General features: G+C 43.6%; 20 protein-coding genes. 17 read left to right on the top strand and 3 right to left on the bottom strand.

The features are described 5' to 3' along the window. The first annotated feature begins 25 nt into the window (after positions 1 to 25). From FU659_RS36730 to FU659_RS00710, 6 genes are all read left to right on the top strand, one after another. Positions 26 to 442: an efflux RND transporter permease subunit gene (locus tag FU659_RS36730; protein WP_261807530.1), complete on the top strand. Its 417-nt coding sequence runs from the start codon at positions 26 to 28 to the stop codon at positions 440 to 442. Continuing rightward, complete coding sequence (locus FU659_RS00725; RefSeq protein ID WP_315971260.1) at positions 358 to 3,138, top strand: efflux RND transporter permease subunit; 2,781 nt, start codon at positions 358 to 360, stop codon at positions 3,136 to 3,138. Before FU659_RS36730 ends, FU659_RS00725 begins: the two co-directional genes overlap by 85 nt. Before the next feature lie 14 nt (positions 3,139 to 3,152). Then, positions 3,153 to 4,439 (top strand): efflux RND transporter periplasmic adaptor subunit, encoded by a 1,287-nt coding sequence (locus tag FU659_RS00720; protein ID WP_147945774.1) that lies wholly within the window; start codon positions 3,153 to 3,155, stop codon positions 4,437 to 4,439. A 36-nt stretch (positions 4,440 to 4,475) separates the two neighbouring features. Continuing rightward, the gene (locus tag FU659_RS00715; RefSeq protein ID WP_147945773.1) at positions 4,476 to 6,056 is read left to right on the top strand and encodes a hypothetical protein; all 1,581 of its coding nucleotides are present in this window, start codon (positions 4,476 to 4,478) and stop codon (positions 6,054 to 6,056) included. Then, positions 6,053 to 6,190 carry a hypothetical protein gene (locus FU659_RS34990; RefSeq protein ID WP_187273819.1) on the top strand — a complete coding sequence of 46 codons (138 nt, stop codon included), beginning with the start codon at positions 6,053 to 6,055 and terminating at the stop codon, positions 6,188 to 6,190. Before FU659_RS00715 ends, FU659_RS34990 begins: the two co-directional genes overlap by 4 nt. A gap of 205 nt (positions 6,191 to 6,395) precedes the next feature. Continuing rightward, the gene (locus FU659_RS00710) at positions 6,396 to 8,909 is read left to right on the top strand and encodes a hypothetical protein (protein WP_147945772.1); all 2,514 of its coding nucleotides are present in this window, start codon (positions 6,396 to 6,398) and stop codon (positions 8,907 to 8,909) included. A gap of 157 nt (positions 8,910 to 9,066) precedes the next feature. Here the strand turns inward: FU659_RS00710 and FU659_RS36725 are convergent, their stop codons facing one another. The 3 genes from FU659_RS36725 to fabF all read right to left on the bottom strand — a co-directional run bounded on the left by FU659_RS36725 (position 9,067) and on the right by fabF (position 11,212). After that, a complete protein-coding gene (locus tag FU659_RS36725) occupies positions 9,067 to 9,195 on the bottom strand; it encodes a hypothetical protein (protein ID WP_261807529.1) in 129 nt (42 codons plus the stop codon). A gap of 283 nt (positions 9,196 to 9,478) precedes the next feature. Then, entirely contained in the window at positions 9,479 to 9,877 is a 399-nt protein-coding gene (locus FU659_RS00705; protein ID WP_147945771.1) for a helix-turn-helix domain-containing protein, read from the bottom strand. A 99-nt stretch (positions 9,878 to 9,976) separates the two neighbouring features. Continuing rightward, positions 9,977 to 11,212, bottom strand: a complete 1,236-nt coding sequence (fabF, locus tag FU659_RS00700) for a beta-ketoacyl-ACP synthase II (protein ID WP_147945770.1) — start codon at positions 11,210 to 11,212, stop codon at positions 9,977 to 9,979. A gap of 228 nt (positions 11,213 to 11,440) precedes the next feature. Here fabF and FU659_RS00695 point away from each other — a divergent pair, with 228 nt between their 5' ends. The 11 genes from FU659_RS00695 (at position 11,441) to FU659_RS00645 (ending at position 23,014) form a co-directional block, all read left to right on the top strand. Further along, positions 11,441 to 12,301 carry a helix-turn-helix transcriptional regulator gene (locus FU659_RS00695; RefSeq protein ID WP_147945769.1) on the top strand — a complete coding sequence of 287 codons (861 nt, stop codon included), beginning with the start codon at positions 11,441 to 11,443 and terminating at the stop codon, positions 12,299 to 12,301. Between the two features lie 361 nt (positions 12,302 to 12,662). Beyond that, positions 12,663 to 13,259 (top strand): TetR/AcrR family transcriptional regulator, encoded by a 597-nt coding sequence (locus FU659_RS00690; protein ID WP_147945768.1) that lies wholly within the window; start codon positions 12,663 to 12,665, stop codon positions 13,257 to 13,259. 42 nt (positions 13,260 to 13,301) lie between these two features. Further along, positions 13,302 to 15,071, top strand: a complete 1,770-nt coding sequence (locus FU659_RS00685) for a sensor histidine kinase (RefSeq protein WP_147945948.1) — start codon at positions 13,302 to 13,304, stop codon at positions 15,069 to 15,071. Continuing rightward, positions 15,043 to 16,650 (top strand): helix-turn-helix domain-containing protein, encoded by a 1,608-nt coding sequence (locus FU659_RS00680; RefSeq protein WP_147945767.1) that lies wholly within the window; start codon positions 15,043 to 15,045, stop codon positions 16,648 to 16,650. Before FU659_RS00685 ends, FU659_RS00680 begins: the two co-directional genes overlap by 29 nt. Before the next feature lie 277 nt (positions 16,651 to 16,927). Then, positions 16,928 to 17,797: an ABC transporter permease gene (locus FU659_RS00675; RefSeq protein ID WP_147945947.1), complete on the top strand. Its 870-nt coding sequence runs from the start codon at positions 16,928 to 16,930 to the stop codon at positions 17,795 to 17,797. A gap of 15 nt (positions 17,798 to 17,812) precedes the next feature. Continuing rightward, entirely contained in the window at positions 17,813 to 18,703 is an 891-nt protein-coding gene (locus tag FU659_RS00670) for a carbohydrate ABC transporter permease (protein ID WP_147945766.1), read from the top strand. Positions 18,704 to 18,763: 60 nt separating this feature from the next. Beyond that, entirely contained in the window at positions 18,764 to 20,302 is a 1,539-nt protein-coding gene (locus tag FU659_RS00665; protein WP_147945765.1) for an ABC transporter substrate-binding protein, read from the top strand. Positions 20,303 to 20,422: 120 nt separating this feature from the next. After that, on the top strand, positions 20,423 to 20,629 hold the full coding sequence (locus tag FU659_RS00660) for a hypothetical protein (protein WP_147945764.1): 207 nt from the start codon (positions 20,423 to 20,425) through the stop codon (positions 20,627 to 20,629). A gap of 14 nt (positions 20,630 to 20,643) precedes the next feature. Then, the gene (locus tag FU659_RS00655; protein ID WP_261807528.1) at positions 20,644 to 21,279 is read left to right on the top strand and encodes a sugar phosphate isomerase/epimerase family protein; all 636 of its coding nucleotides are present in this window, start codon (positions 20,644 to 20,646) and stop codon (positions 21,277 to 21,279) included. A gap of 38 nt (positions 21,280 to 21,317) precedes the next feature. Further along, positions 21,318 to 22,418: a Gfo/Idh/MocA family protein gene (locus tag FU659_RS00650; RefSeq protein ID WP_147945946.1), complete on the top strand. Its 1,101-nt coding sequence runs from the start codon at positions 21,318 to 21,320 to the stop codon at positions 22,416 to 22,418. A 383-nt stretch (positions 22,419 to 22,801) separates the two neighbouring features. After that, positions 22,802 to 23,014 (top strand): helix-turn-helix domain-containing protein, encoded by a 213-nt coding sequence (locus tag FU659_RS00645; protein ID WP_147945762.1) that lies wholly within the window; start codon positions 22,802 to 22,804, stop codon positions 23,012 to 23,014. Positions 23,015 to 23,094 lie beyond the last annotated feature (80 nt).

The raw sequence follows: 23,094 nt of genomic DNA, 5'->3' as shown, positions 1-23,094 counted from the left end.
CTATGGTTACGAAGGGAGTGCAAGAATGAATCGACTTACACAGTTTTCCATGAAAAATGTCTCGGCATTATTCATCATCATGATCATGCTTTTTGTAGGCGGATTTTATTCATCGACGCAGCTTAAAGTAGAGAACATGCCTAACGTTTCTTTCCCGGTAGTTGCTGTAACGACAACCTACACGGGAGCGCCCAAGGATGTCATGGATCAAATTACGGATCCGATTGAGAAGAAGTTGGCTAACATAGAGGATTTGGACTCTATGACTTCAACATCGAGTGACAATTTCTCCATGATCATTCTGATGTTTAAACAAAACGTAGATACAGACAAGAAAAAGCAGGCCGTTCAAGATCTATTGGCCGCGGTGACCCTTCCGGCAACAGCTGGACGCCGAAAGCATCCACCTTTGGTGCAGCATCCTTTCCGTCCAATTACTTAGTCGCTTATGCGGAGAATGGCATTAGCCAAACGGAGCTCGACAAGAGCTTTAAAGATAAAATTAAACCAGGACTTGAAGGCATCAAAGGCATAGACCATATGAACATAATTGGCGCCCGCGACACCTCGCTCGATATTGAGCTGGATGCGTCAGCACTTGAAGTTTACGGTCTTTCCCCGTCCCTCGTCAGCAACGCGATTAATTCGGCTGCCACGCAAAGCCCGATTGGCAGTGTCGAGATTAGTGGCAATAATAAGATGACGCGTGTAACAGGGAATATATCCAGCTTGTATCAATTAGAACAGGTAGAAATTACAACTCCTAAGGGCGACATTGTTACTTTGGCCCAAGTTGCCAAGGTTAAAGCAATTACGGAGTCTAATTTTAATGGCAGACTGGATGGCAAACCGGCAATTGGTATGATTTTGTACAAAGCTGGAAGCGCCAATGCCGTAGAATTTTCCAGTTCCATCAACAAGCTGATTCAGGAATGGCACACTTCGCTGCCGAATATCATGTTCAAAAACACCTATGATAGTGCGGATCAGATCAAAGAATCGATCTCAGGACTCGTGCGTGAAGGCATTATTGGCGCTGTTTTGGCATCACTTATGATTCTTATCTTCTTACGCAACGTTCGAATGACACTTATTGTTCTCGTTTCGATTCCACTATCCATTTTAATTACTTTACTGCTCATGTCACAGCTGGGCTTAACACTTAATACGATGACACTCGGAGGTATATTCATTGCCGTAGGCCGTGTCGTCGATGATTCCATCGTTGTTATTGAAAATATTTATGCATCGCTGGAAAAAGCGCAGGAACGCAAAGAATCCGTCATTGCGCTTGCCACAAGCCAAGTTTCTATGGCCATTACATCATCAACGTTGGCAACAGTAGGGGTATTTGCTCCGCTCGCTCTGGTAACAGGGGTGATCGGCGGTTTCTTCAGACCTTTTGCCTTGACGATTGCTTGCGCATTGCTATCTTCCTTAATTGTTGCCCTAACGGTTATTCCGATGCTGGCGAAACTGTTGGTACTGCGCAGCAAACCTGGAAAAGGGCATCATGATGAAACAAAGCCTACGAAATTAACGACTTTTTATGAAAAAGTGTTAACATGGAGTCTGAAAAATCGCATTAAAACTTTACTTCTGTCACTACTTTTGCTGGTAGTGAGCATTGGAGGAACGATTCCGTTCCTATCGGTCTCCTTCCTACCTAGCTCTAAACCGCCTACGACGATGTATTTCCAATTGAAAATGCCTTATGAAACTTCCTTCGAGGCTACGGACGCTAAGACAAATGAAATCGAAGGTGTTTTGTTAAACACCAAAGATTCTAACGGCGAGCCTGTGTTTAAATTCGTTGAAGCCTTAGTGGGCTATGCAGGTAAAGATGATGAACGAACACCTTATGCTTCACAGATTTTCGTTCAATTAAATGATAAAGTAGATCCGAATAAAGTGAAGGATGACATGAAAGCATTCATTCTCTCCGAGTTGCCAAATGGTTCAGAAGTTCAGGCAAAATCGATGGAAGGCGACTTCGGCACTTCATCCACTGATTTTGCATACACGCTGCAAGGTGATGATCAACTTCAGTTAGAGAAAGCAGCCAAGTTAGTCAAAGAGAAGCTGAGTACATTCCCTGAGCTTGCCGAAGTCGCAGACAACCTTAGCGATGCTAAAACGGAGATTGAAATTGCTGTCGATCAGAAGCAAGCAAGAGCTTACGGGTTAAGCGCATCGCAAGTTAGAGACACAGCACGAGTCTGGATTCAAAAGCAAAAGCTGGGTGACATGAAATTTGATAATATCGTCTATACCACAACGGTATCTTTGGACAAAACAGATAAAAATACGCTTGAGAAATTAGGCAATATTCCGTTGGCCGGACCGAATGGATCGACGATTTTGTTGAAGGAAGTTGCCAAGATCAATGAAATTAAGGGAGCTGCTTCCCTTTCCCGTGAAAAACAGCAGCAGCTTGTAAAAGTAACTGCAAAAATCAATGCAGCTGATAAAACCGGCGTAAGTGCCAAACTGAGCAAGGCGCTCAAAGAAGTTGAAATGCCGCAAGGTGTAACACCAAAAATTAGCGGTGTATCCTCTGACGTCAATGACAGCTTCAAACAATTATTCGTAGCTATGGCTGCTGCCATATTCGTTGTTTACTTGATCATGGTTCTGGCTTTTGGGAATGCGAGCGCACCTTTCGCCATCTTGTTCTCATTGCCGCTTGCTGTTATCGGTGGTCTCCTTGGCCTTGCCATAGCGAGAGAGCCTTTAACGGTTACCTCGATGATTGGTTTTCTCATGCTCATTGGTATCGTAGTTACCAATGCGATTGTCTTGATTGACCGCGCTCAACAGCTGCGCCATGAAGGCTATACGGTGAGGCATGCTTTGATTGAAGCAGGAAAAGTAAGGCTTCGTCCGATTATTATGACAGCCGGAGCTACCATTATGGCATTGGTACCCCTTGCTTTAGGGATTTCGGGAGAAGGTGGATTGATCGGTAAAGGCCTTGGCGTAGTCGTAATTGGCGGTCTGATAACTTCTACCCTCTTGACACTCGTTGTGGTTCCTATTATTTATGAGTTGATTGAAAGCATAAAAAATCGGTTCGGTCGTATGTTCAAACGCAATAAAAATAAAGAAACCATAACAACAAGTTCGTTAGAGGTATAAAGGGAGGCACACAGATGATCAACGGTAGTACGGAGAAGCGTAAATTCAAATATCGTTCAATGGGCGTAATCGTCTTATTGACAGCAGCAGTCGTTATGGCTGCCGGCTGCTCAGCGCCGGGAGCTAAAGGTGCGGCAACTGTGCAGTTAGCACCAAGAGCGATTAAAACGGATGTCATTAAGAAACAAAAAATCAGCAATCCTATCGAGCAGGTTGCAGATGTAGCTGCAGGAACAGCGCTTGATGTTGTTGCAAAGGCCAATGGAGAAGTAATCGAAGTATTGAAAAAACGGGGAGAGTACGTCGAGAAAGGAGACGTTCTGTTCAAGATTGATAACAAAGATGCGCTTTCGGCAAAAAGTAAGAGCGAGCTCTCTGTGCGAAGCGCGCAAGAATCGCTTCAACAAGCACGCGATAACAAAGTGAACAATCGGAAAGATCTGGCTGACAGCGTGACTAGATCCCAAACAGCTCTTAAGAACGCACAGCAGGATTACAATAAAATTCGTAATGATTATGATGCGGGACTTGTCACTCAGCATCAGGTTGATCAAACCAAACAAGCTTTGGACAGCGCTCAGATGAATCTGGATTCCGCGCAGAGCAAGCTATCTGCTTTTGATAACACGGATTCGATATCTGCGGCGCAAACGCAAGCGCAATCTGCCACGCTTTCCTTAGAGGATGCAACGCGTTCTTTGGATAATTATAGTGTGAAAGCACCGGGAAGCGGTGTGTTGACCGATTTTAATATCGTCGTTGGTCAAACCGTCAATGCAGCTGCAGGTAAAGTCGGGCAAGTGCAGCAGATTGATCCAATCAAATTTAAAACAGAGTTATCCGAAACGAACTATCAACTTGTGAAAGGCAAGCAAGAGCTTGTCTATTACAATCCGGACACACCGGATAAAAAAGGGACAGCCAAGATTAGTTATTTGGCGCCTTTGATGAGTGCTACCACAAAAACATTCACATTAGAGCTGGAAGTTCCGAATGCGGATCATCAGCTTCAACCGGGTAAACGATTTATGGTACAGTTAACGACAGATAAAGAAGAGCAAGTTGTTGCGATTCCATCACTGAGCGTTATCCGTGAAGCATCCGATACGTTTGTCTTCGTTCAACAAGGCGATCAGTATCAAAAGCGCAAGGTAAAACTTGGACGTATAAGCGGTGAATACCAAGAAGTGCTTGAAGGGCTTAAAGACGGCGAACAATTAGTCATCACTGGTCAGAATACATTGAAAGACGGACAAAAAGTAGAGACTACGCAGCCAACAACGACACCAGCAGCTAAGTAACCTTTTGCGAAATCTCAGAATGAGGAGTGTACGAACATGAAAAATAAACCGTGGAAATCAGGCTTAACCGCTTTGATGTTAGGGACAATGTTAGTTCAAGGAGGACTGCCGGTATTCGCGGCGGACGCGGTGCCAACCGTCGTCTCCGCGCCGACTGCCAATTACGGCTTGACGAGTGATATTCGAGCAGCAGTTAAAAATGTTGCTGTGACGCCTACTGCTTTAGGCTCGCAAATCTCTGTTACAGTTCGTCTATATAACGGGGGTACCACACAAAATCGTGTACCGGAACATGAGCTTCGTGTTCATACAGCAAGCGGTATCGTTTATACCCTGAAGCCAAGTGCTGGCAATAAAGATACGCTGCAACCTAGAGAAATCGGCGAACAAGTCTATATGACAACCGTAGATAGTAAAGAAATTACGCAAATTGATGAACTTTCCTTCGTAAATGTAGATATATATGCCTATCCGAAGCTTGAGACAACGCTGCTTTCGATACCAACGTCTTCGGTATGGTATGGAGATAGGAATCCAGCCTCGCAGAATCTGACTTTGCTGGATTGGAAGCAGGCATTCACAATCCCGGGAGTAAATTCAGGATTAGTGTATACCCCTGTAGAAGTTTCTATCCAAAATACGGCTGCGGGCCGCAGTGCGGTTGTGACTGTGCTTGCAGATAATCCGGGGGCAGGCCGCGAAACGGTTCCATCCTTCCGACTGGATGCGCAATCGGCGCTGAAGACCTATGAAGGGAAGCTGGCCGAAAAAGACGCTGTGGTCTTGGAAGCAGGTGAGAAGAAATACATTCATTTTGCGATACCTTTAGAAAATGGCGTTACGTTGTCTAATCTATTGGTCGTCTCCACGGATACTTTTGTGCCAAAAACACCAGGATCCCAAGCTATTACCCTAGCGACTGGAAAGCTAACGATGGCTTGGCCGAAAACTGATCAAGAGCAATCCGCCGCAGTTCCTTATTCAATCGGTCAACCGATTGCTTTTGATGCCTTAACCAAGGTCGTAGATAAGAAAACAGAAGTGTCGTTAATGGAACTTCATTTACACGAAAATCCAGGCGAAGGCTACAAGACGGCAGTTGCTAAATTTAAATTAACGAATACAAGCGATGTACCGACGGCGACGCCAGCCTTTTTGTCGGAGTTGACGAATGCGCAGGGAATCACATATCAAGGTGCTCGTCAAACGAATGTCACAACAATGTTAAATCCTGGACTCAGCTACGTAGTGAGTTATTCTTATATCGTACCGCAATCCGAAACAGGCAAGGATTTCTCCTTGAAGCTGCTTGATGCGCAAGCTGCGGCTCCATTTACGACAACAATCGCAGCTTTACAAACGAGCTTACAAGATGAAGCGACGGATGGCACAATTTCGTTGTACCCATTTGACTTGAAAATTAAAGAATTCACAGTGAACACCCAAACTACGGCACAACTCATGTATACTTACAAATTCCGTATGGATTTGGATATTACGCAAAAGAGAATGTGGTTGTGGATAACAATTTCTCTAAAATTAGATTTGAAATTGTTGATTCGGCAGGACGAGTTGTCGGTTCCAAAGATTCTGCATTATCAGGAACAAACAAATTGATTAGTGGCGTACAATTCGTAGATGCGAGTAATATTAGTTCTGAACAGTTCAGCTATCCCTTTACAGTCAACGTGTATGAGATCTTTGATACGCCAAATGGTACAGCTAAACGTTTATTGAAGGTTATTAAATAAAGATTTGCCAGTTTGACATAGAGGATTCAATCTCTTACTTAAGGGATGAATCTTCTTTTTTTTAATTGAACATAATTTCTGAGAAATACTTCCATCCATATAGTTCTCTTGGCTCATTCCATGTTAGAATAGGCAATAGGTTGAAAGCGCTGTACTACCGAAATCGTCTGTTGTTGAAGAAGGAGGCCGGCATGAGTAGGAAGTTATGGATACGTGGAGCAGTTGGATTGCTGCTAAGCGTCATCCTCATTATTTGCTATATGGCATGGGGGCGAACCATGAACGTCTGACGAGTGTATGGCCTGGTGGCCAAGCGACACTCAACCCACAACCAACGCCAACGCCATCCGAGTTGTTGTCTAGTTCGATTGAGCAAAGATTGAATGATATACGGGAGTGGAAGACAGCGGATCACCGTTTCACAACAGATGCGAAAGAGCCTCTTATTCTTTTACAGAATGATAAGCAAATTGTTTATATGCAAAATAATCAAATCCGGTACGAGTGGATCGGCGGCTCTGGTTTTCAAAATAATCCTTTACGATTCCCGTCAACAAGAACAGGCTATATATGGAGAAATGACAAAACCGCCTATATTGGGTTCCCTTTGACGAACGGGGAGCGCAAGCAGGGCGAATGGTATGAAATCAATCTCACTACTACTGTAAGCAACCCGCTTAAGCGTGTGGGGGATATGCAGATTGCTCCTGAAGGAATTCAGAGCATCACGTTTTCGAACAAACCGGCAGGAGCTTTATTTCTCGAAAAGACTGTCGACCACTACCAGGAGTATTGGATGAACGGACAAGGCAGAGGTCAGCTTTTCGTAAATGATTACTCCGCATCGCAAGATCGCACAAATATGAAACCTCCGGTAGTAAGTGAGGCGGATCGAACTGTTTTAACAAAGGTAAAAGAATTCGATAATTTAACCATTATGGAGGATGAACGAGGACTTCTCATCTATCAGAATGGTTCAGTCAGCCCAAGCATTTATAGACTATCGGGATATAAATTAGGAAGAACGCAGCCGATCAACATCGATACAGCTCTCCGCTCGCAACCTCCGTACACAGGGCCTAATGCACTTTTATTAAGCATAAACAGTATGGAAAACGGAACAGAGAAAGGTCTTCTGCTGCCTTCCACCCATCCAACTCCCTTCATTTTATCTGTCAGGTTAATGGAAGAAGGTTGGACATTACTCAGCGGTCTGAATTTGGTTCGCATGAAAAATGACATTCTTCAGACGATTTCTTATCCTAGCACTCAAGGTATGAAAAGCTTGGAGCCTCATGAAGTGGATTTATCGATGAAAGGCGTCACAGCTATAACACGCGACGGTTCGATGATGCAGGGAACCAAAGATGGAATAAAGCAATACCTATCCTTGTACGATTTAATGAATACGAGAGGCAGCATGCCAGAAGAATCTCTCTGGATGAGTACCTTGGCAGCAGGACGGATTTCGAAGAGCGAAAAGTCAGAGGGTCCGACGAAGGAAGTTATGCTCTTATTTCCTAAACGAGAGGCTCTCGAAAAGGAACAATCACTTAACGCAGCTATTCCTGAGCAATTGCAAAATGCGCTTAAACAGCGCGATTATTCAGGTAGCGGAGATGCTTCCAACAATCGGACCGTACGCCAAGTGGGAGAAGAATGGTACGTGTTGACTGGGGATCGCATGGAGCGCTGGGAAGCATCAGGCGGGTTGAAGGATATGGGCAAACTGCCTGTAAAGCAGCATTGCTCGATAAGCAATTATATGGTTTGCCAGTCTGCGGCAGATTTTATAAGCAAAGATGGTTATTGGTATGTGGCGGATACGTTTGGCAATCGCATTCTGAAGCTGAGTAAGAAATGGGAAATTACAGAAGAGTCCCCCATTCCGATGCCATGGAAAGTAGGCACTAATGAAAAAGGGGAGATAGAAGGATATGGTCTTCAGGGCATAACCTTGTTTACGAACGAATTGGAGAAGCTCTCTACGACCGCGGCACTTCCCCAATCAGTAAGCAAACTGCCTAAAGAAGAAGTGGCTGTGTATCCGGAAAGTTTGTATGAGGATCCAATTGGAGTGCAGTGGTTGTATGAGTCCAGTCGGCTCTACGTGTATGATCCGTTGAAGATGAATCTGCTTACGCATCATGTCGGATCGATGACAAATGCAGTAGGAAAGCCAAAAATCCTTTTATATATGAATAAGATGTTGCTCGTTTTTGACGATCATATCCATGTATTTGACACGAAAGGAAATTGGCAGAAAGAAATTACTTTCCCGCGAACGAAGCCGGACGGCATCTATGATGCAACACCCAAAGGTGAAAATTCGTATGTGTTAGATCGGGAAAAAGGTTTATTGTACATGATTCAAGGCTTCAGGTTATTGCGAATCGATTTAACCAGCGGTGCTGTAACCCCTTTGTTATGGCAACTAAATACGAATATGGGCAATCTCTTGATGGATCGAGAGAAGCTCTATGTAACTCTGCATACTGGGCTTGGAAACGAACAATCGGATTCAAACGAAGAGCTGATTATGATAGATGCCAAAAGTGGAGGGCTTGTGAGATGGAAAATCGGAGCTGGCTTCACAACGGATCACATAGGGAAGGATCACGAGCTTATTTTGTCGAAACCATCCGATTCAACTACTGGCAGTATCGCTAGCGGAAGCTATATGAGCTATAAGCTGAATGAGCAGGGCAGGCCTGAATAAGGGGACTGTTGACAAGATCCATAGATATGACAAAAGACCCGGCCGAAGTGGGGGGCCACTGAAAAATCTCCTTAAAAAAATAGTGAAAAAAGGTTCATCGTTAGAATTAGGGATTGACTTTAAACAATCAGGTTTGAATGGTCCTGTGAATTCGGATTCACCCGTTTTGACTGCGATGGTTGAACGATTGGATTAGGCAAGCGGACATAGCGGCCGTTATTTGCCCTTCATCCCTCGCCTTGCCCTTGCTTGCGGACAGAGGTTCCGTTAAGGGCAGTGAAATCATAGACATCGGCCTCTTATCGCTCGAATAGCGGCGGTGATGTCCGCTAAGCTCCCAAAGAGGTCATTCAAAACTACAATAGCGGCTCTAGAGTCCGTTCATCCTTCGGTTCGTTCATCATCCCAGCCCTCTTGCACTCTGAATCCTTTCGTTAAAATGTTGAGCCTAAAAAAGACGACTCTAAAATTCGAAAAATGAATTTGAGTCGTCTTTTTTGATACAACTATTTAATTCCTTCAGAAAACGGAAGTTTTTCAATAGCCTCCCGAAGTGGCCGAGTCTTTTGTCATTCTGAGGCATATAAATCCGTTTTGGTACTTTGACGGTCTTTCCAAAATAGGACGGTCAGCATGCGCTCGACCCATTCTTTATCTTCCGGTGTGAGTACGAAGCCATCGAACATCAATTCATTTTCCCGAAGGAAGCGGCGCAAATTAACGGGATTACTTTGGAATTCCTGTGTTGATGGTGAAGATTCCAGATATCCGGCAATTTCCATGAGTTCGGAATAGGACGTATTAAGCCCTTCGGATAGTTTCATTAAAACATCCGGCGATGGGATACCCCGATTACCGTTCTCAAGTTGGGAAATATAAGCGGCTGACACCCCAGAACGATCCGCTAATTCACGGATGGTGAAGCCTTTTAGCTTGCGCATATCCTTTAATTTATCGTAAAAATACATGAATTCCCACCTCACGCCTAAAAGTAAACATTAGTAAACATTATTATAGTATCAGTTTACTAAAGTAATTACAAGAAGACGAAAGATAGGATGGATCCGTTATCTGTATTTTTTGAAAATCAATACCGCATTATGCCCACCAAAGCCGAATGAGCTGGATAGCCCGTATTGCAGCTTGGCGTGGCGAGCAACTAAGGGGACATAGTCCAAATCGCATTGCGGGTCGGGATGTTCAAGATTAATGGTTGGCGGGATAATGTCGTTCTGCAGCGTTTTAATTAGGGCGACGGCTTCTACTCCGCCGGCTGCACCCAACATATGACCAATCATCGATTTATTGGCGCTGATCGGTACATTGTAAGCGCCAGAACCAAGCAAACGCTTGATGGCAAGGGTTTCCGATAAGTCTCCTGCAATCGTACTTGTTGCATGTGCATTAATCGTGTCGATTTGCTCTGGCACGAGCCCGGCATCAGCTACAGCATCGCGCATGGCTCGATACGCGCCCATGCCTTCGGGATCGGTCGCCACGATGTGGTAGGCGTCCGAGGTAGACCCATAGCCGACGAGTTCGGCATGGATATGGGCCCCTCGCCGCTCGGCATACTCGAGCGACTCAAGCACGAGCACGCCGGCGCCTTCGGCGGCGACAAAGCCGTCGCGCTGCGCGTCGAACGGGCGGCTCGCCTGCTCCGGCGCGTCACAGCGCGTCGAAAGCGCTGTGGCGTTGCCGAAGCCTGCAAGCGCTAGGTCGGTGACCGTCGCTTCAGCGCCTCCGGCAATAACGACATCCGCGCCTCCGCGCTGGATAAGCTTAAATGCCTCGCCAATGGCATTGTTCCCCGTGGCGCAAGCGGTCACCGGCGCCAAGGAAGGACCTTTGGCGCCGAATAAAATGCTGACCTGTGCAGCCGCCATGTTCGCAATCATCATCGGCACAACAACGGGACTGACACGGCCAGGTCCGCGCGACATCAACAACTTATAGTTATCGAGGATTGTGTGAATCCCACCGATACCTGATCCAATGTAAACACCCACGCGTTCCTCATTGTGTTCATCAATGACAAGCCCGGCATCATCAATCGCTTGCTTGGCGGCAGCAACAGCGAATTGGCAATACCGATCCATCCGCCTAACATCGCGGCGACCGATCGCTGCTTCCGCATCGAAATCGCGGACAAGCCCAGCGAAATCCGTTTTGTAGGCCGAAACATCCATCGTATCAATCTTCCGAATACCGGATTGTCCTTCGACCAATCGATTCCAAAAAGTATCTACATCATTACCCAGGGGTGTAATTACCCCCATACCCGTCACAACAACACGTTTCATTATAGGTTCCTCCTCAGAGTTTTCGAAGAAAACTTGCATCGTAAGCATGAACTTCAGAGTTTTCAAAGAAAACTTGCATCGTAAGCATGAACTTTAGAGTTTTCGAAGAAAACTTGCAGACTCATAGCTAACTTGTGCTATTAGCATGTCATAGGTATTATCCTATTACAAGTAATCGTTTATACTGGTATAATGACTTCTAGGATGAAGGTTAGGAGGCGTTAAAGAATGAAAACGAAGGAACGACTTCAGGCGTTGTCTGATTTTCTGACGGCACACCGAGCGAAGATTCAGCCCAATGAAGCAGGACTGCTAGGTGGAAGCCGCCGCCGAACGCCCGGCTTACGAAGAGAAGAAGTAGCAGCTATAGCGGGAGTAAGTACGACTTGGTACACATGGCTGGAGCAAGGCAGGGAAATTAAAATGTCAGTCCAAGTATTGGACCGGATCGCACTAGCATTGAAGCTGAATGAGGACGAACGCCAATATTTATTCATGCTGGCGTTGGAGCAGCCGGCACCGACCACTTTTATCGATGATATACCAAGTATTAGTCCCGCGCTTAGTCGGATACTTACCGAATTGCACGATTGTCCGACCATTATTTCGGATCGCAGATGCAATATTGTCGGGTGGAATCAAGCGGCAGCGGCTATATTTCTTGATTTTGCGATGATTCCTCTCGAACAGCGCAATATGATATGGCTACTTTTTACGCGCAAAGAATTGAAGACCCTCGCAGTGAATTGGAGCGATTTCGTAAAAGGATTTTTGGCGATGTTTCGTTCTTATTATGGCCAATATTTGGGAGATAATTGGTATAGTGAATTTATCGAACGAATCAGCGAGAAAAACGAAGACTTCCGCACATTTTGGAATCAAAGCGATGTCAGCTCGGCTCCGGAAGTTTTTATTGAATTCCGTCATGCCAAGGTCGGGAAGATGTTGTTTGATCTGACCACGCTTCAGGTGCAGGGTCGAACGGATTTGAGGTGCAGCGTGTATACACCATCTGTTGGGTCTGACACCGATTCGAAAGTAAGGCAGCTAATGAGCAAGCTAGAGGATCAAGATACAGAGGCGAAATAAAGCTGAAAGATGACGTGATTCCCAGGAAATGACTCGCAAGTCAGGAGTAGAAAGAGGAGGTTAATAGTCATGATAAGGTGGTGAGGGAGGTATAAGGTTTCGTCAAGAAAAAGACTTCATAATACGATGAATGAATAGGAGAATAAGGGGAGCCGACGAGATGTCGGTTGTTCTTTGTATATCGCGAATTGTAAACGCTTGCAATAGATTCAACTCTTCGATATAATCGGTTTACAGATAGGTGTTTACACTGTGTAAATAGAGTTGGCTTTGTAGTTTGTTTCTTTGTCGAGGAGTGTTATCGTGAAAAGCAGATGGGAACAAGAATTAGATAAATTAAGAAATAAACAGGCGGCAGGAAATGATACTAGCTGCACAAGAGCTTTTTTTGGAAAAAGATTTGTCAGGTGTAACCATGAAGGACATCGGGCAAAGATTGGGGATTAGTCGTGTTACACTTTATAAATATTATAACTCGATTGATGAACTAGCGTTTGAGGTTCAAATGAAGGTTCTTGAAGATTTATTTGGATTTATTGAGGCACAAAAGAGAAGCGGATCAGCCATAGAAAAAATGCGGAACTTGTTTTTAGCTTGGGAGGATTTTACCAAGAGAAGTCCCAGCCATTTGCGCTTTATTGGACTCTTTGATCACTATTATCTTGAGAAGTATCCAACCCGTGAGTTGGAGGAGAAGTATAAAGAATTCATCAAGAATGTCTTTCCATCACAGGTTTTGCTGATTAGGGAAGGTATTCAAGATGGCTCCATCCGATCAGATCTTGACCCAGCCAAGACTTCGGCCATGCTTGCAAACACGATGATGAGCATGACGCAGCGGATGGCATCTCGGGGAAACATCCTTCGTGTTGAGCAAGAGATTGATCCAGGTGATATGATCTTCCAGTTAATAGACATGATTATGGCCTATTTGAAATCCGAAGCGCCTTCGATCTGATTCAGCTGTATTTTCATGTGAGGGGAGTCCGTCAGCGTGCAAATGCGTACATTGCCTTTCTTAAAGTCACTGCGCTTTAAGCTGATATTCGGTTTGTTCAGTATTGTCATCCCCATTGTGGTTTTTATGATCTACAACAATTTGTATGCCATCAAGGTTGTTCGAAATCAAGTAGCTCAATCGAATAAAAATTTAATCAGCTTATACATGGGGCAAATCGACCGGAATTTGGATGAGGTGGACAAGTATTTATTTACTATCGCTGCGCAAGAGACAGGATTGCTCGTGCTGGATGTGCCTAGAGATCAAAATGCCGATCGATACTCTTTTGCCAAAATTCAATTAAATAATAAGCTCCTAAAAGACCTCCCGAATTATAAATCCATGGATATGTTCTTTGTTTACTCAGAGACGAATCATGATTTATTGACCGTCATGGGTAATCAAGTCAGTTATAGCACGCAGGAAGCCATAGAAAGTAATATGAATCAACTTTTTCAGGAGCAACGTGAGGGTACAAATCAGATCAACTTAACAGAATGGTTCATCCATAAGCTCGGAGGGCAATATTATTTGACCCGAGTGATCAAATATGGGAATGTCTATATCGGAGCGTGGGTGGATGAGAACAAATTAATGGTGCCGCTGAACCTGGTCGATCTGGGGAACAACGGTAGGGCACTGCTGGTCACAGACCAGTTTGAAGCAATGGACAACCAAGCATTTGTGCAAAAAAATCAAATTAACTTGAAGGATGTTGGAACCGATTACAAACTAACCGGAAATGATGAGAAATTTCTAGTCGTAGGTGAAAAATCCACAAAAGGTCGTTTCAGTTTAATGGCTGTCATACCGGACAGCATCATTCTGGAAAATCTTCCTTTCCTTCGCCGAATGGTATCTATCATTTTGATGGGGTCCATCGTTTTGCTTCCTTTCATTTTTATTGTTTTAAGAAAAATCATCTTGGTTCCGATTAATCGGATTATGATGGCTATGAGAAGAATTGAGGACGGAAATTTGGATGTCCGTATCACCTACCGTCCCTCTGTTATTGAATTTGACCAGATGAATCAATCATTCAATCGCATGATCTCGCAAATACAGGAATTGAAAATTAACGTTTTGGAAGAACAGTTAAATCATCAGAAGGCTGAACTTAAGCATTTACAACTTCAAATTAATCCGCACTTCTTTTTAAATGCCTTGAACATTATTTATAATTTGGCGCAGGTAAAGGATTTTACATTGATTCAGGAAATGACGCATTGTCTTGTACAATATTTCCGCTTTATGTTTCGAAGCAACTTGGCCTTCGTTGCTCTAAAAGATGAGATCCAGCATACCCTTAACTACTTTCGTATTCAGGAGATGCGGTTTCCGCAAAATTTAACCTATGATCTCTCTGCGCCTGACAACGTGATGGACGGCTTGGTTCCACCGCTAGTTATTCAAACCTTTGTGGAAAATTCGATCAAACACGCGGTTAGCATGGACAAACAGGTTCATATTGGTATTACCGTTGAAGCGAGAGAGGATCATAGAATCAAAATAAGGGTTCAGGATACAGGCAAAGGATTTCCCGAAGACGTTTTGGCACAGCTGCAGATGGAAATGGAAATCTGTAGCGGAGATGGTCATCATATCGGGATATGGAATGTGCAGCGTAGATTGCGCCTATTGTACCAGGATCAAGCGCAGATTACATTTTCAAATGGAGCAGTTCAAGGGGCCGTGATTGAAATTCTTATCCCCCTATGTGAGAAGGAAGGAGGCGACCACGATGCTTCAATTGCTGGTCGTAGACGATGAAATTCATGCTGTTCGCGGGATAAAAGCAGGGGTACAGTGGGAACTTCTAGGGTTTTCAAAGGTTCATGAAGCTTTTAACATACGACAGGCAAAGGAAATCTTTTTGAGCCAAAAGATTGATGTCCTAATATGTGACATTGAAATGCCGGAAGGTGACGGGTTTCAGTTGTTAGAATGGGTCAAAGAACATGCCATGGAAACCGAAGCTCTCTTCTTAACTTGTCATGCTGATTTCGGATACGCGCAGAAAGCGATTCAATTGGGAAGTATGGATTATATGCTCAAACCGGTCCGTTTTGCGGAATTGGAAAAAGCAGTTCGAAAAGCAATCGAACAATTGGAAAAGAAAAGGGACTTGGTCCAATTTAATGATACCTATAAGCATTACTATCAATTATGGGAATCGTATCAACCCATGGTTGTTGAGCGTTTTTGGCAGGATCTGATTCATAGGTCTATTCCTTCTAATAGGGCTCAAATTAAAGAAATTATGGCGAAGCAAAATATACCTTATTTCGAAACCGTTTCATTTTTGCCGATATGGATCAGTGTACAGCGCTGGCATAAAAAATTGACGCTTCGTGAAGAAAAAATAATGGAATACGCTTTACGCAATTCTTTGGAAGAATTGGCTGTAAGGAAAGAGGCCGGAGGCCAAATTGTTCAGGTGAAAAGCGGAGGATTGCTGGTCATTTTGTCCGTAGAACCTGATAGTAGGATGGATAAAGGGATGCTTAGCAGCGAATTGCAAGGTTACATCCATGCTTGCAACCAATACTTTTTCTGTGATCTTTGTTGTTATATCGGTGACTCCGTTCCTACGGAAGGAATGTTAGAGATGTTCGAATTATTAGTTACGATGGAATCTAACAACGTTACGCAAACGAATAAAGTATTTTTCTTGAGTGAACAACGATGGAGCTTCGATACGTTACCGCTGCCCAAAATGAACAGTTGGGCTGAAATGCTCAAGAATGGCTGCAAAGCCAAGCTGCTGAAAGAAATTGATTATAGTTTAAACGCGATGAGGCAGTTGGAAAGACTAGATGCTAAATTGCTGCGCGAATTTTACGAGGATTTTTTGCAAATGAGTCATCATGTCTTGCATTATAAAGGATTGAGGGCACATCAGGTTTTTTCAGAACAACTCCTGTCTTTGCAAGCATCGTCTATTACCCGTTCCATTGCTGATCTTAGACATTGGCTCACTACGATGGTAGAAGAGGCGACGAGTCATATTCACGCCAATGAGGAATGCCAAACTGTTGTTGAAAAAGCAAAGCAATATATCCATCAGCACATCAACGAAGACGTTTCTCGCGAGGATATCGCTAGTCATGTGAATATGAACCCGGATTACCTGACAAGAATCTTTAAAAGAGAAACGGGCTTGACGATTTCTGACTATGTTCTTCAGGAAAGAGTAGAGTTGGCAAAAGATTTGTTGATGAGGACGGATCTTCCGATTGGCAGTATTGCCTCATCGGTGGGCTACAATAATTTTTCGCATTTCTCTAAAATGTTCAAAAAAGCGACGGCGATCAATCCTCAGGATTATCGTAAATTAAATGACGCTTAACCTTTTCATGGTAATTGAAAAATGAGGTCGTTCCCTTCTCGGATTCGATCTTTTTTTGTTCAAAAAAGAAGTCGGAAATGCGATAACAGGAAGTCGTCAAACAGGTAGAGCGCACATCGTTAGTTAGATATGATGAAGATATAACGTAAGAGAGGGGAACAGTATGGGGACAACAACAACAAGTTCTGTGACAACGACAGCTGCAGAGATTTCGGTGAAGAAATTAATAGCCCGAAAAAAAGTGCGTAAAGTATGGAGGTACGCGCCTTTATTTGTCATGGTCCTACCCGAAATTATTTATCTGATCATCAATAATTATTTACCGATGTTTGGCTTGATTATCGCGTTTAAAGACATCAACTTCACGAAGGGGATATGGGCCAGCGATTGGGTTGGATTTAAAAATTTTGAGTATTTGTTCAAAACCTCCGATGCCATGCTGATTACCCGTAATACGATCCTGTATAACTCGGCATTTATTATCATCAATTTGGTCATCGCAGTCGGCGTAGCCATTTTGCTGAATGAAGTGAAAAAGAAGTTGTTTGCCCGTTTTTACCAAAGCGTGATTCTCATTCCATACTTGATTTCCATGGTGATTGTCGGTTATCTCGTACTTGCCATGCTAAGTGGAGAAACCGGTTACATTAATAAACAGGTTCTGCCATTGTTTGGAGTGGATCCAATCTCTTGGTATAGCGAAGCCAAATATTGGCCGTATATTTTGACCATTGTGAACATCTGGAAGCATGTAGGCTATTTATGCGTTATTTATTTGGCCGCGATTATCGGCATCGATCCTGAATATTACGAGGCGGCAAGGATTGACGGAGCGAGCAAATGGCAGCAGATCACGAATATTACAGTGCCTTTAATTATGCCGGTTATTGTCATTATGACACTGCTGCAAATTGGTCGTATATTCTACTCTGAATTCGGGTTGTTCTATCAAGTACCGCTCGACACGGGCGCGCTCTTTCCGACAACCAACGTTATCGATACGTATGTCTATAGGGCTTTACTGAGATTGGGCGACATCGGCATGTCTTCGGCGGCGGGACTTTACCAATCCGTTGTGGGATTCATTCTCGTTCTCATTTCGAATTATGTCGTGAGTAAGCGAAACAGCGATAACGCTTTGTTTTAATAAGGGGGAATTCAGTTGAAAATAAAACGCGATCTGTACCAATGGTTCATTCATGTTTTCTTTATTGGAATTGTTTGCCTCTGTCTGCTTCCGTTTTTTCTGCTCGTAATCACATCTTTTACGGATGAGATGACCATTGTACAGGAAGGGTATTCGTTCCTTCCGAGTAAATTGAGCCTAGCCGCTTACGAATTTTTGTGGAATGATTCCGCAAACATATTTCGTGCTTATGGAATCACCATTTTGGTGACGGTAGTTGGTACGTTTGTAGGACTATCGATTACGGCTTTATGCGCCTATCCCTTATCCAGAAAGGATATGCTGATTCGCAAGCAGCTCTCGTTTATCGTGTTTTTCACACTGCTGTTTAACGGCGGCTTGGTTCCCACCTATCTGGTATACACACAATTGTTCGATATGAAAAATACGCTGCTTGCCTTAATTATTCCTGGTTTGTTATCAAACGGATTTTTCGTGCTCATCATGCGAACTTTTTTTATGAATTCAATTCCTACTCCAGTTATTGAATCAGCATCGATAGATGGTGCCGGGGAATTTAAAATCTTCTTCCGGATCGTGCTTCCGCTCTCTCTTCCGATTCTGGCAACTGTAGGTTTGATGCAAACGATCGGATACTGGAACGATTGGTTTAACGGACTAATCTATGTGACCGATAGCAAGCTGTTTAGTTTGCAAAATTTATTAAACCGAATATTGTTAAATGCGCAATTTTTGTCAAGCAATGTGAGCAGCAGTACAACGGAGCTTGCTGCCAGCAGCAATGTTCCAATGGAATCTGTGCGGATGGCGATGGCTGTTATTGGGACCATACCGCTACTGTGCGCGTATCCATTTTTTCAAAAATATTTCGTCAAGGGTCTCGTCATTGGGGCAGTCAAAGGTTAAGGCTATACTCGGCATCTGCCGATTAGCATAAATGCTATATAAAAATAGGGAGGCTATGAAATGAAAGGGAAACAGAATAACGTCCAAAAAGTACTGGCGGGAATGATAGCGGTTTCGTTGCTATTAACGGCTTGCGGTGGTACTAGCGGTGGCTCTACCGCTACAAAAGTGCCAAGTGCGACAGGGGAAACAGGAAAGACGAAGTCGGAATTAAAGCCTTATGAACTAACAGTGGCCTACTATAAAATCGGTAACATCAAAGATCAGCAGGAAGTTCAGGATGCGGTTAATAAAATAACGAAGGAAAAAATTAACGCAACAGTTAAGTTTGTACCGATTGATCCTGCTGCGTACCAGCAACAAATCAATCTAATGCTTGCGAGCAATGAAAATTTGGACCTGCTAGTCACTTTGACAGGTTTGGGCTACGGTACGCAGGCGGCAAAGGGACAACTTGTTCCTCTAGAGGATTTGCTTAAGAAATATGGATCGGATATTGCCAAGGTAGTCACACCAGAGATTCAGAAAGCTACCACGACCAGCGGTAAGCTTTATGGCGTCCCTAGCGTTCGTGACTGGGCATCCGATTATGGCATTCTGATGCGCAAAGATATTGTCGATAAATATAAAATTGATTTGAGCAAGATCAAAACCTTCGATGATTTGGATCCCGTTTTCAAAATCGTGAAAGATAACGAGCCGAACATGGCGGCTATTATTCCTGAGGGTGCTGGCTTCTCGATCATTCAGACTATTGCACCAGGATTCATGGATCCTTTAAACGATGATAACGGTGTACTCCCGGGTCATGATAATAACCTGAAGGTAGTCAATTGGTTTGAATCAAAACAATATGCGGATTTATTGAAAATGGTCAGAAGATGGTATTTGGCCGGATTCATCCCGAAGGATATCGCTACCAATAAAGTCCGCCCGGAAGATCTTGTTAAGGCTGGGAAAGCTTTTGCCTTTGTAGCTCATATGAAACCTGGCTATGAAACGAAGGAGGCCATATCGACAGGCACACCGATGGTTGCAGCTCGTATCATCTCGCCGGTCACTTCTACGTCATCGATTGCTAATGTTATGTTCAGTATCGCCAAAAACTCGAAAGATCCGGAGAGAGCAATGATGTTCCTTAACCTTATTTACTCCGACAAAGATTTGATCAACTTGATCGATTATGGAATTGAAGGAAAGCATTACGTTAAAAAGGGTGATTTAATTGGTTTCCCGAATGGCGTAGACGCCCAGAATGCGACCTACAGCCCGAATCACGGTTGGGAATGGGGCAATCAATTCCTTTCCTATGTCTGGGACAATGACGAGCCGAATGTCTGGAAAAATCAGGAGGAATTCAACAAATCGTCGAAAAAATCGAAAGCGCTCGGTTTCAGCTTCACCGTCGATCCGGTAAAAACGGAAGTGGCTGCTGTTCAAAGCGTGAAGGATCAATTCAAAATAGGCTTGGAAACAGGTACGCTGGACCCTGATAAAAATTTGCCGGAATTTATAAGCAAACTGAAGGATTCGGGCATCGACAAAATTTTAGCCGAAAAACAAAAGCAGCTTGATGTATGGGCGAAAAACAATAAGTAGTTTGGTCTTCAACCAAAGATCCCTATATTAGGTTTTATCGCTAATAAGAAAGCGGTTTTTGGGAACCGAAAACTTATACGTTTATGTGATCAAAAATTTTACACAAAAGGAGTAGTTAAAATGAGCATTTCAATTGGGGTAAATTTATTTTCCGTGTTTCAAGCACTGAACAACGACTATTTCGGCACCCTTGAAAAGGTAGCTGCAGCAGGCTATACAAATGTGGAATTAATCACGACTAATTTCATGACAGGTGTCCGATATAGTGATTCATTTCATTTGCAAACGATAAAAAATAAGCTGGACGAATTAGGGCTTAAGCCATAGCAGCCCATGAACGATTGGACCAAGATGCTAAAAATTGGGATCAGTTGATTCAAGAAAATGCTGAGCTTGGATGTAAAGCAATTGTATTGCCTTCAGCATGGATTAAAAATCGCGAAGACACTTTAAAAACAGCGGAGCAGTTAAATGTGATCGGAAAAAAATGCAAGGAAAACGGGTTGCGATTTTATTTTCATAACCACTTCCATGAATTTAAAAGATGGGAGGACACAACCTTATATGACATTTTGGTTGAACATACAGACCCGTCTTATGTCAAATTTGAGTTGGATATGGTTTGGGTTATTCGGGCGGGCCTTGATCCTATTGCCGTTCTTGAAAAATTAGGCATCCGATGCGACATCATCCATCAGAAAGATTTAAATAAAGAGGTCCTCCATGTAAACGTCTTTGATGCTCTTCAGCCAGGCGATGAAGATTTGGATATGATGCAGCTATATCGAGGCAAGGGATATATTCAAGCAGGCGATTTTGTGGATCTTGGAACCGGTGTAATAGACTTCAAAGCTACCTATGAAAAAATAAAAGAATTGGGCACAATCCAATATGCCTTTGTTGAAAATGAGGGTATAAGTGAAGATAAATTTAAAAGCATAGAGAATGATTTGAAGTTTTTACAGAAGTATATTTAGTTCTGTCAAATAGCGACAAGATAAGGGAGTGTAAGATGATGTCAACAAGCAAATTGAAAATCGGAATCATAGGCTGCGGTGGCATTGCCAACCAAAAGCATATGCCTTCACTAGCGAAGCTTACTCATTTGTGTGAAATGGTAGCTTTCTGCGATATCGTTGAAGAGCGGGCTGTGAAAGCTGCAAAGGAATTTGGATCGGGACAGGCCAAAGTCTATCTAGATTATAAGGAATTATTGCAAGATGAGTCTATCGATGTTATTCATGTGTTAACTCCCAATCTCCAGCACTCCTTCATCACGATAGCTGCGCTGGAGGCAGGAAAGCACGTCATGTGCGAAAAGCCGATGGCCATTAATTCTGCTGAAGCTAAAAAGATGTTGGAGGCAAGCCGAAAGACAGGGAAGATATTAACCATTGGGTACCAAAATAGGTTTAGAGATGATTCGCAAGTATTGTACAATGCCTGCCGCCATGGTGAGTTCGGTGATATATATTTGGCCAAAGCACACGCCCTTCGTAGACGTGGAGTTCCAACCTGGGGCGTCTTTACAGACAAAGAGCAGCAGGGTGGCGGACCGTTGATCGACATTGGCACGCATGCGCTGGATTTATCTCTCTGGTTCATGGACAACTATAAGCCTAAATCAGTTACAGGATCGGTTTTCCACAAGTTAGGGGATAAGTTTGAAGGCAACATGTTCGGTCCTTGGGATCCAAAAAGCTACGAAGTAGAAGACTCCGCTTTTGGATTTATCAAGATGGAGAATGGTGCTACGATATTCCTGGAATGCGCATGGGCGCTTAATATTACCGATACCAGAGAAGCCATGACTACCCTGTGCGGAACAGAGGGTGGAGCGGAAATGAAAGGCAATTCTGCTAGGGGCCAAGGTGAATTGGTTTTCAACAGCGCCAAGTATGGAAAGCTAGTCGAAACCAAGGCTACTACCGGCGGAGGCATTGCTTATTTCGATGCAGGTGCCGAAGATCCAGGTGTGAAAGAAGCTAGACAATGGTTGGAGAGTGTTCTCCATGACACAGAGCCACTCGTCAAACCTGAGCAGGCTTTTGTTGTTACGCAGATTTTAGAAGCTATCTATGAATCGGCAAAAACAGGGAAAACGATTGAATTTTAATGATTGTTGTTAAATTAAGTGTTACATAGAGATTCGCTCCCGCGTTATTACGCTATGGGGCGATTTTTTTTGCAGCAAGTCGAAGCAGTGCAGATGGCTATGTCAAGCTTTGAATGTTAGGCAGCGCACCTACTAACGAGGGAGGCAAATAAAGGATTCTATGTCGAAGTTGCAGTTCAACCAACGTGTGCAAATTGCGCTGGCATGCTTTTATGCGAGCGATAATTAAAGGCAGTGCATTGTCAACTAGGGATTTTAGTTTCTGGCTGACTGTTCATTTTACATCGGTTACTAAAGTGAACAAAAATGGTTGCATTAGTAAAATATAATGGTATAATGGTTACTACGGGAACAAAATGAGAACGGGGGCATCCAGTAGACCTATGAAAATTATGGCCAAGACCGATGCATTTATTAAAGCGCGAATTATTAAAGGATACTCCCAGCGAGAATTAGCGAAGCATTCGGGCTTAAGCCATGCTTATATAAGCCTACTGGAACGATCCGTGAAATCGGTAGGACCTGCGACAGCGAAGAAACTAAGCGATTTACTGGGGATGGAATTGGAAGATTTGTTTCGCATAGAGCTCTCGTAGCTGCAGAGAGATTTGGCTGTTGTTGTATATAGGATTGACCCCAAAACCCAGAGAAGTCACACCAATACCCTCAGTTCCAC

The sequence above is a fragment of the Paenibacillus sp. N3.4 genome (assembly GCF_008017805.1).
Lineage (GTDB): Bacteria > Bacillota > Bacilli > Paenibacillales > NBRC-103111 > Paenibacillus_E.
The sequence above is the reverse complement of the archived record's forward strand: the minus strand, read 5'-3'. Positions and strand labels throughout refer to the sequence as shown.

Coding starts and splice junctions, on each gene's coding strand:
- FU659_RS36730 (WP_261807530.1), top strand. CDS start 26: ATGAATCGACTTACACAGTTTTCCATGAAAAATGTCTCGGCATTATTC.
- FU659_RS00720 (WP_147945774.1), top strand. CDS start 3,153: ATGATCAACGGTAGTACGGAGAAGCGTAAATTCAAATATCGTTCAATG.
- FU659_RS00715 (WP_147945773.1), top strand. CDS start 4,476: ATGAAAAATAAACCGTGGAAATCAGGCTTAACCGCTTTGATGTTAGGG.
- FU659_RS00710 (WP_147945772.1), top strand. CDS start 6,396: ATGGATACGTGGAGCAGTTGGATTGCTGCTAAGCGTCATCCTCATTAT.
- FU659_RS36725 (WP_261807529.1), bottom strand. CDS start 9,195: ATGATTTCACTGCCCTTAACGGAACCTCTGTCCGCAAGCAAGGGCAAG.
- FU659_RS00705 (WP_147945771.1), bottom strand. CDS start 9,877: ATGTATTTTTACGATAAATTAAAGGATATGCGCAAGCTAAAAGGCTTC.
- fabF (WP_147945770.1), bottom strand. CDS start 11,212: ATGAAACGTGTTGTTGTGACGGGTATGGGGGTAATTACACCCCTGGGT.
- FU659_RS00695 (WP_147945769.1), top strand. CDS start 11,441: ATGAAAACGAAGGAACGACTTCAGGCGTTGTCTGATTTTCTGACGGCA.
- FU659_RS00690 (WP_147945768.1), top strand. CDS start 12,663: ATGATACTAGCTGCACAAGAGCTTTTTTTGGAAAAAGATTTGTCAGGT.
- FU659_RS00685 (WP_147945948.1), top strand. CDS start 13,302: ATGCGTACATTGCCTTTCTTAAAGTCACTGCGCTTTAAGCTGATATTC.
- FU659_RS00680 (WP_147945767.1), top strand. CDS start 15,043: ATGCTTCAATTGCTGGTCGTAGACGATGAAATTCATGCTGTTCGCGGG.
- FU659_RS00675 (WP_147945947.1), top strand. CDS start 16,928: ATGGTCCTACCCGAAATTATTTATCTGATCATCAATAATTATTTACCG.
- FU659_RS00665 (WP_147945765.1), top strand. CDS start 18,764: ATGAAAGGGAAACAGAATAACGTCCAAAAAGTACTGGCGGGAATGATA.
- FU659_RS00660 (WP_147945764.1), top strand. CDS start 20,423: ATGAGCATTTCAATTGGGGTAAATTTATTTTCCGTGTTTCAAGCACTG.
- FU659_RS00650 (WP_147945946.1), top strand. CDS start 21,318: ATGTCAACAAGCAAATTGAAAATCGGAATCATAGGCTGCGGTGGCATT.
- FU659_RS00645 (WP_147945762.1), top strand. CDS start 22,802: ATGAAAATTATGGCCAAGACCGATGCATTTATTAAAGCGCGAATTATT.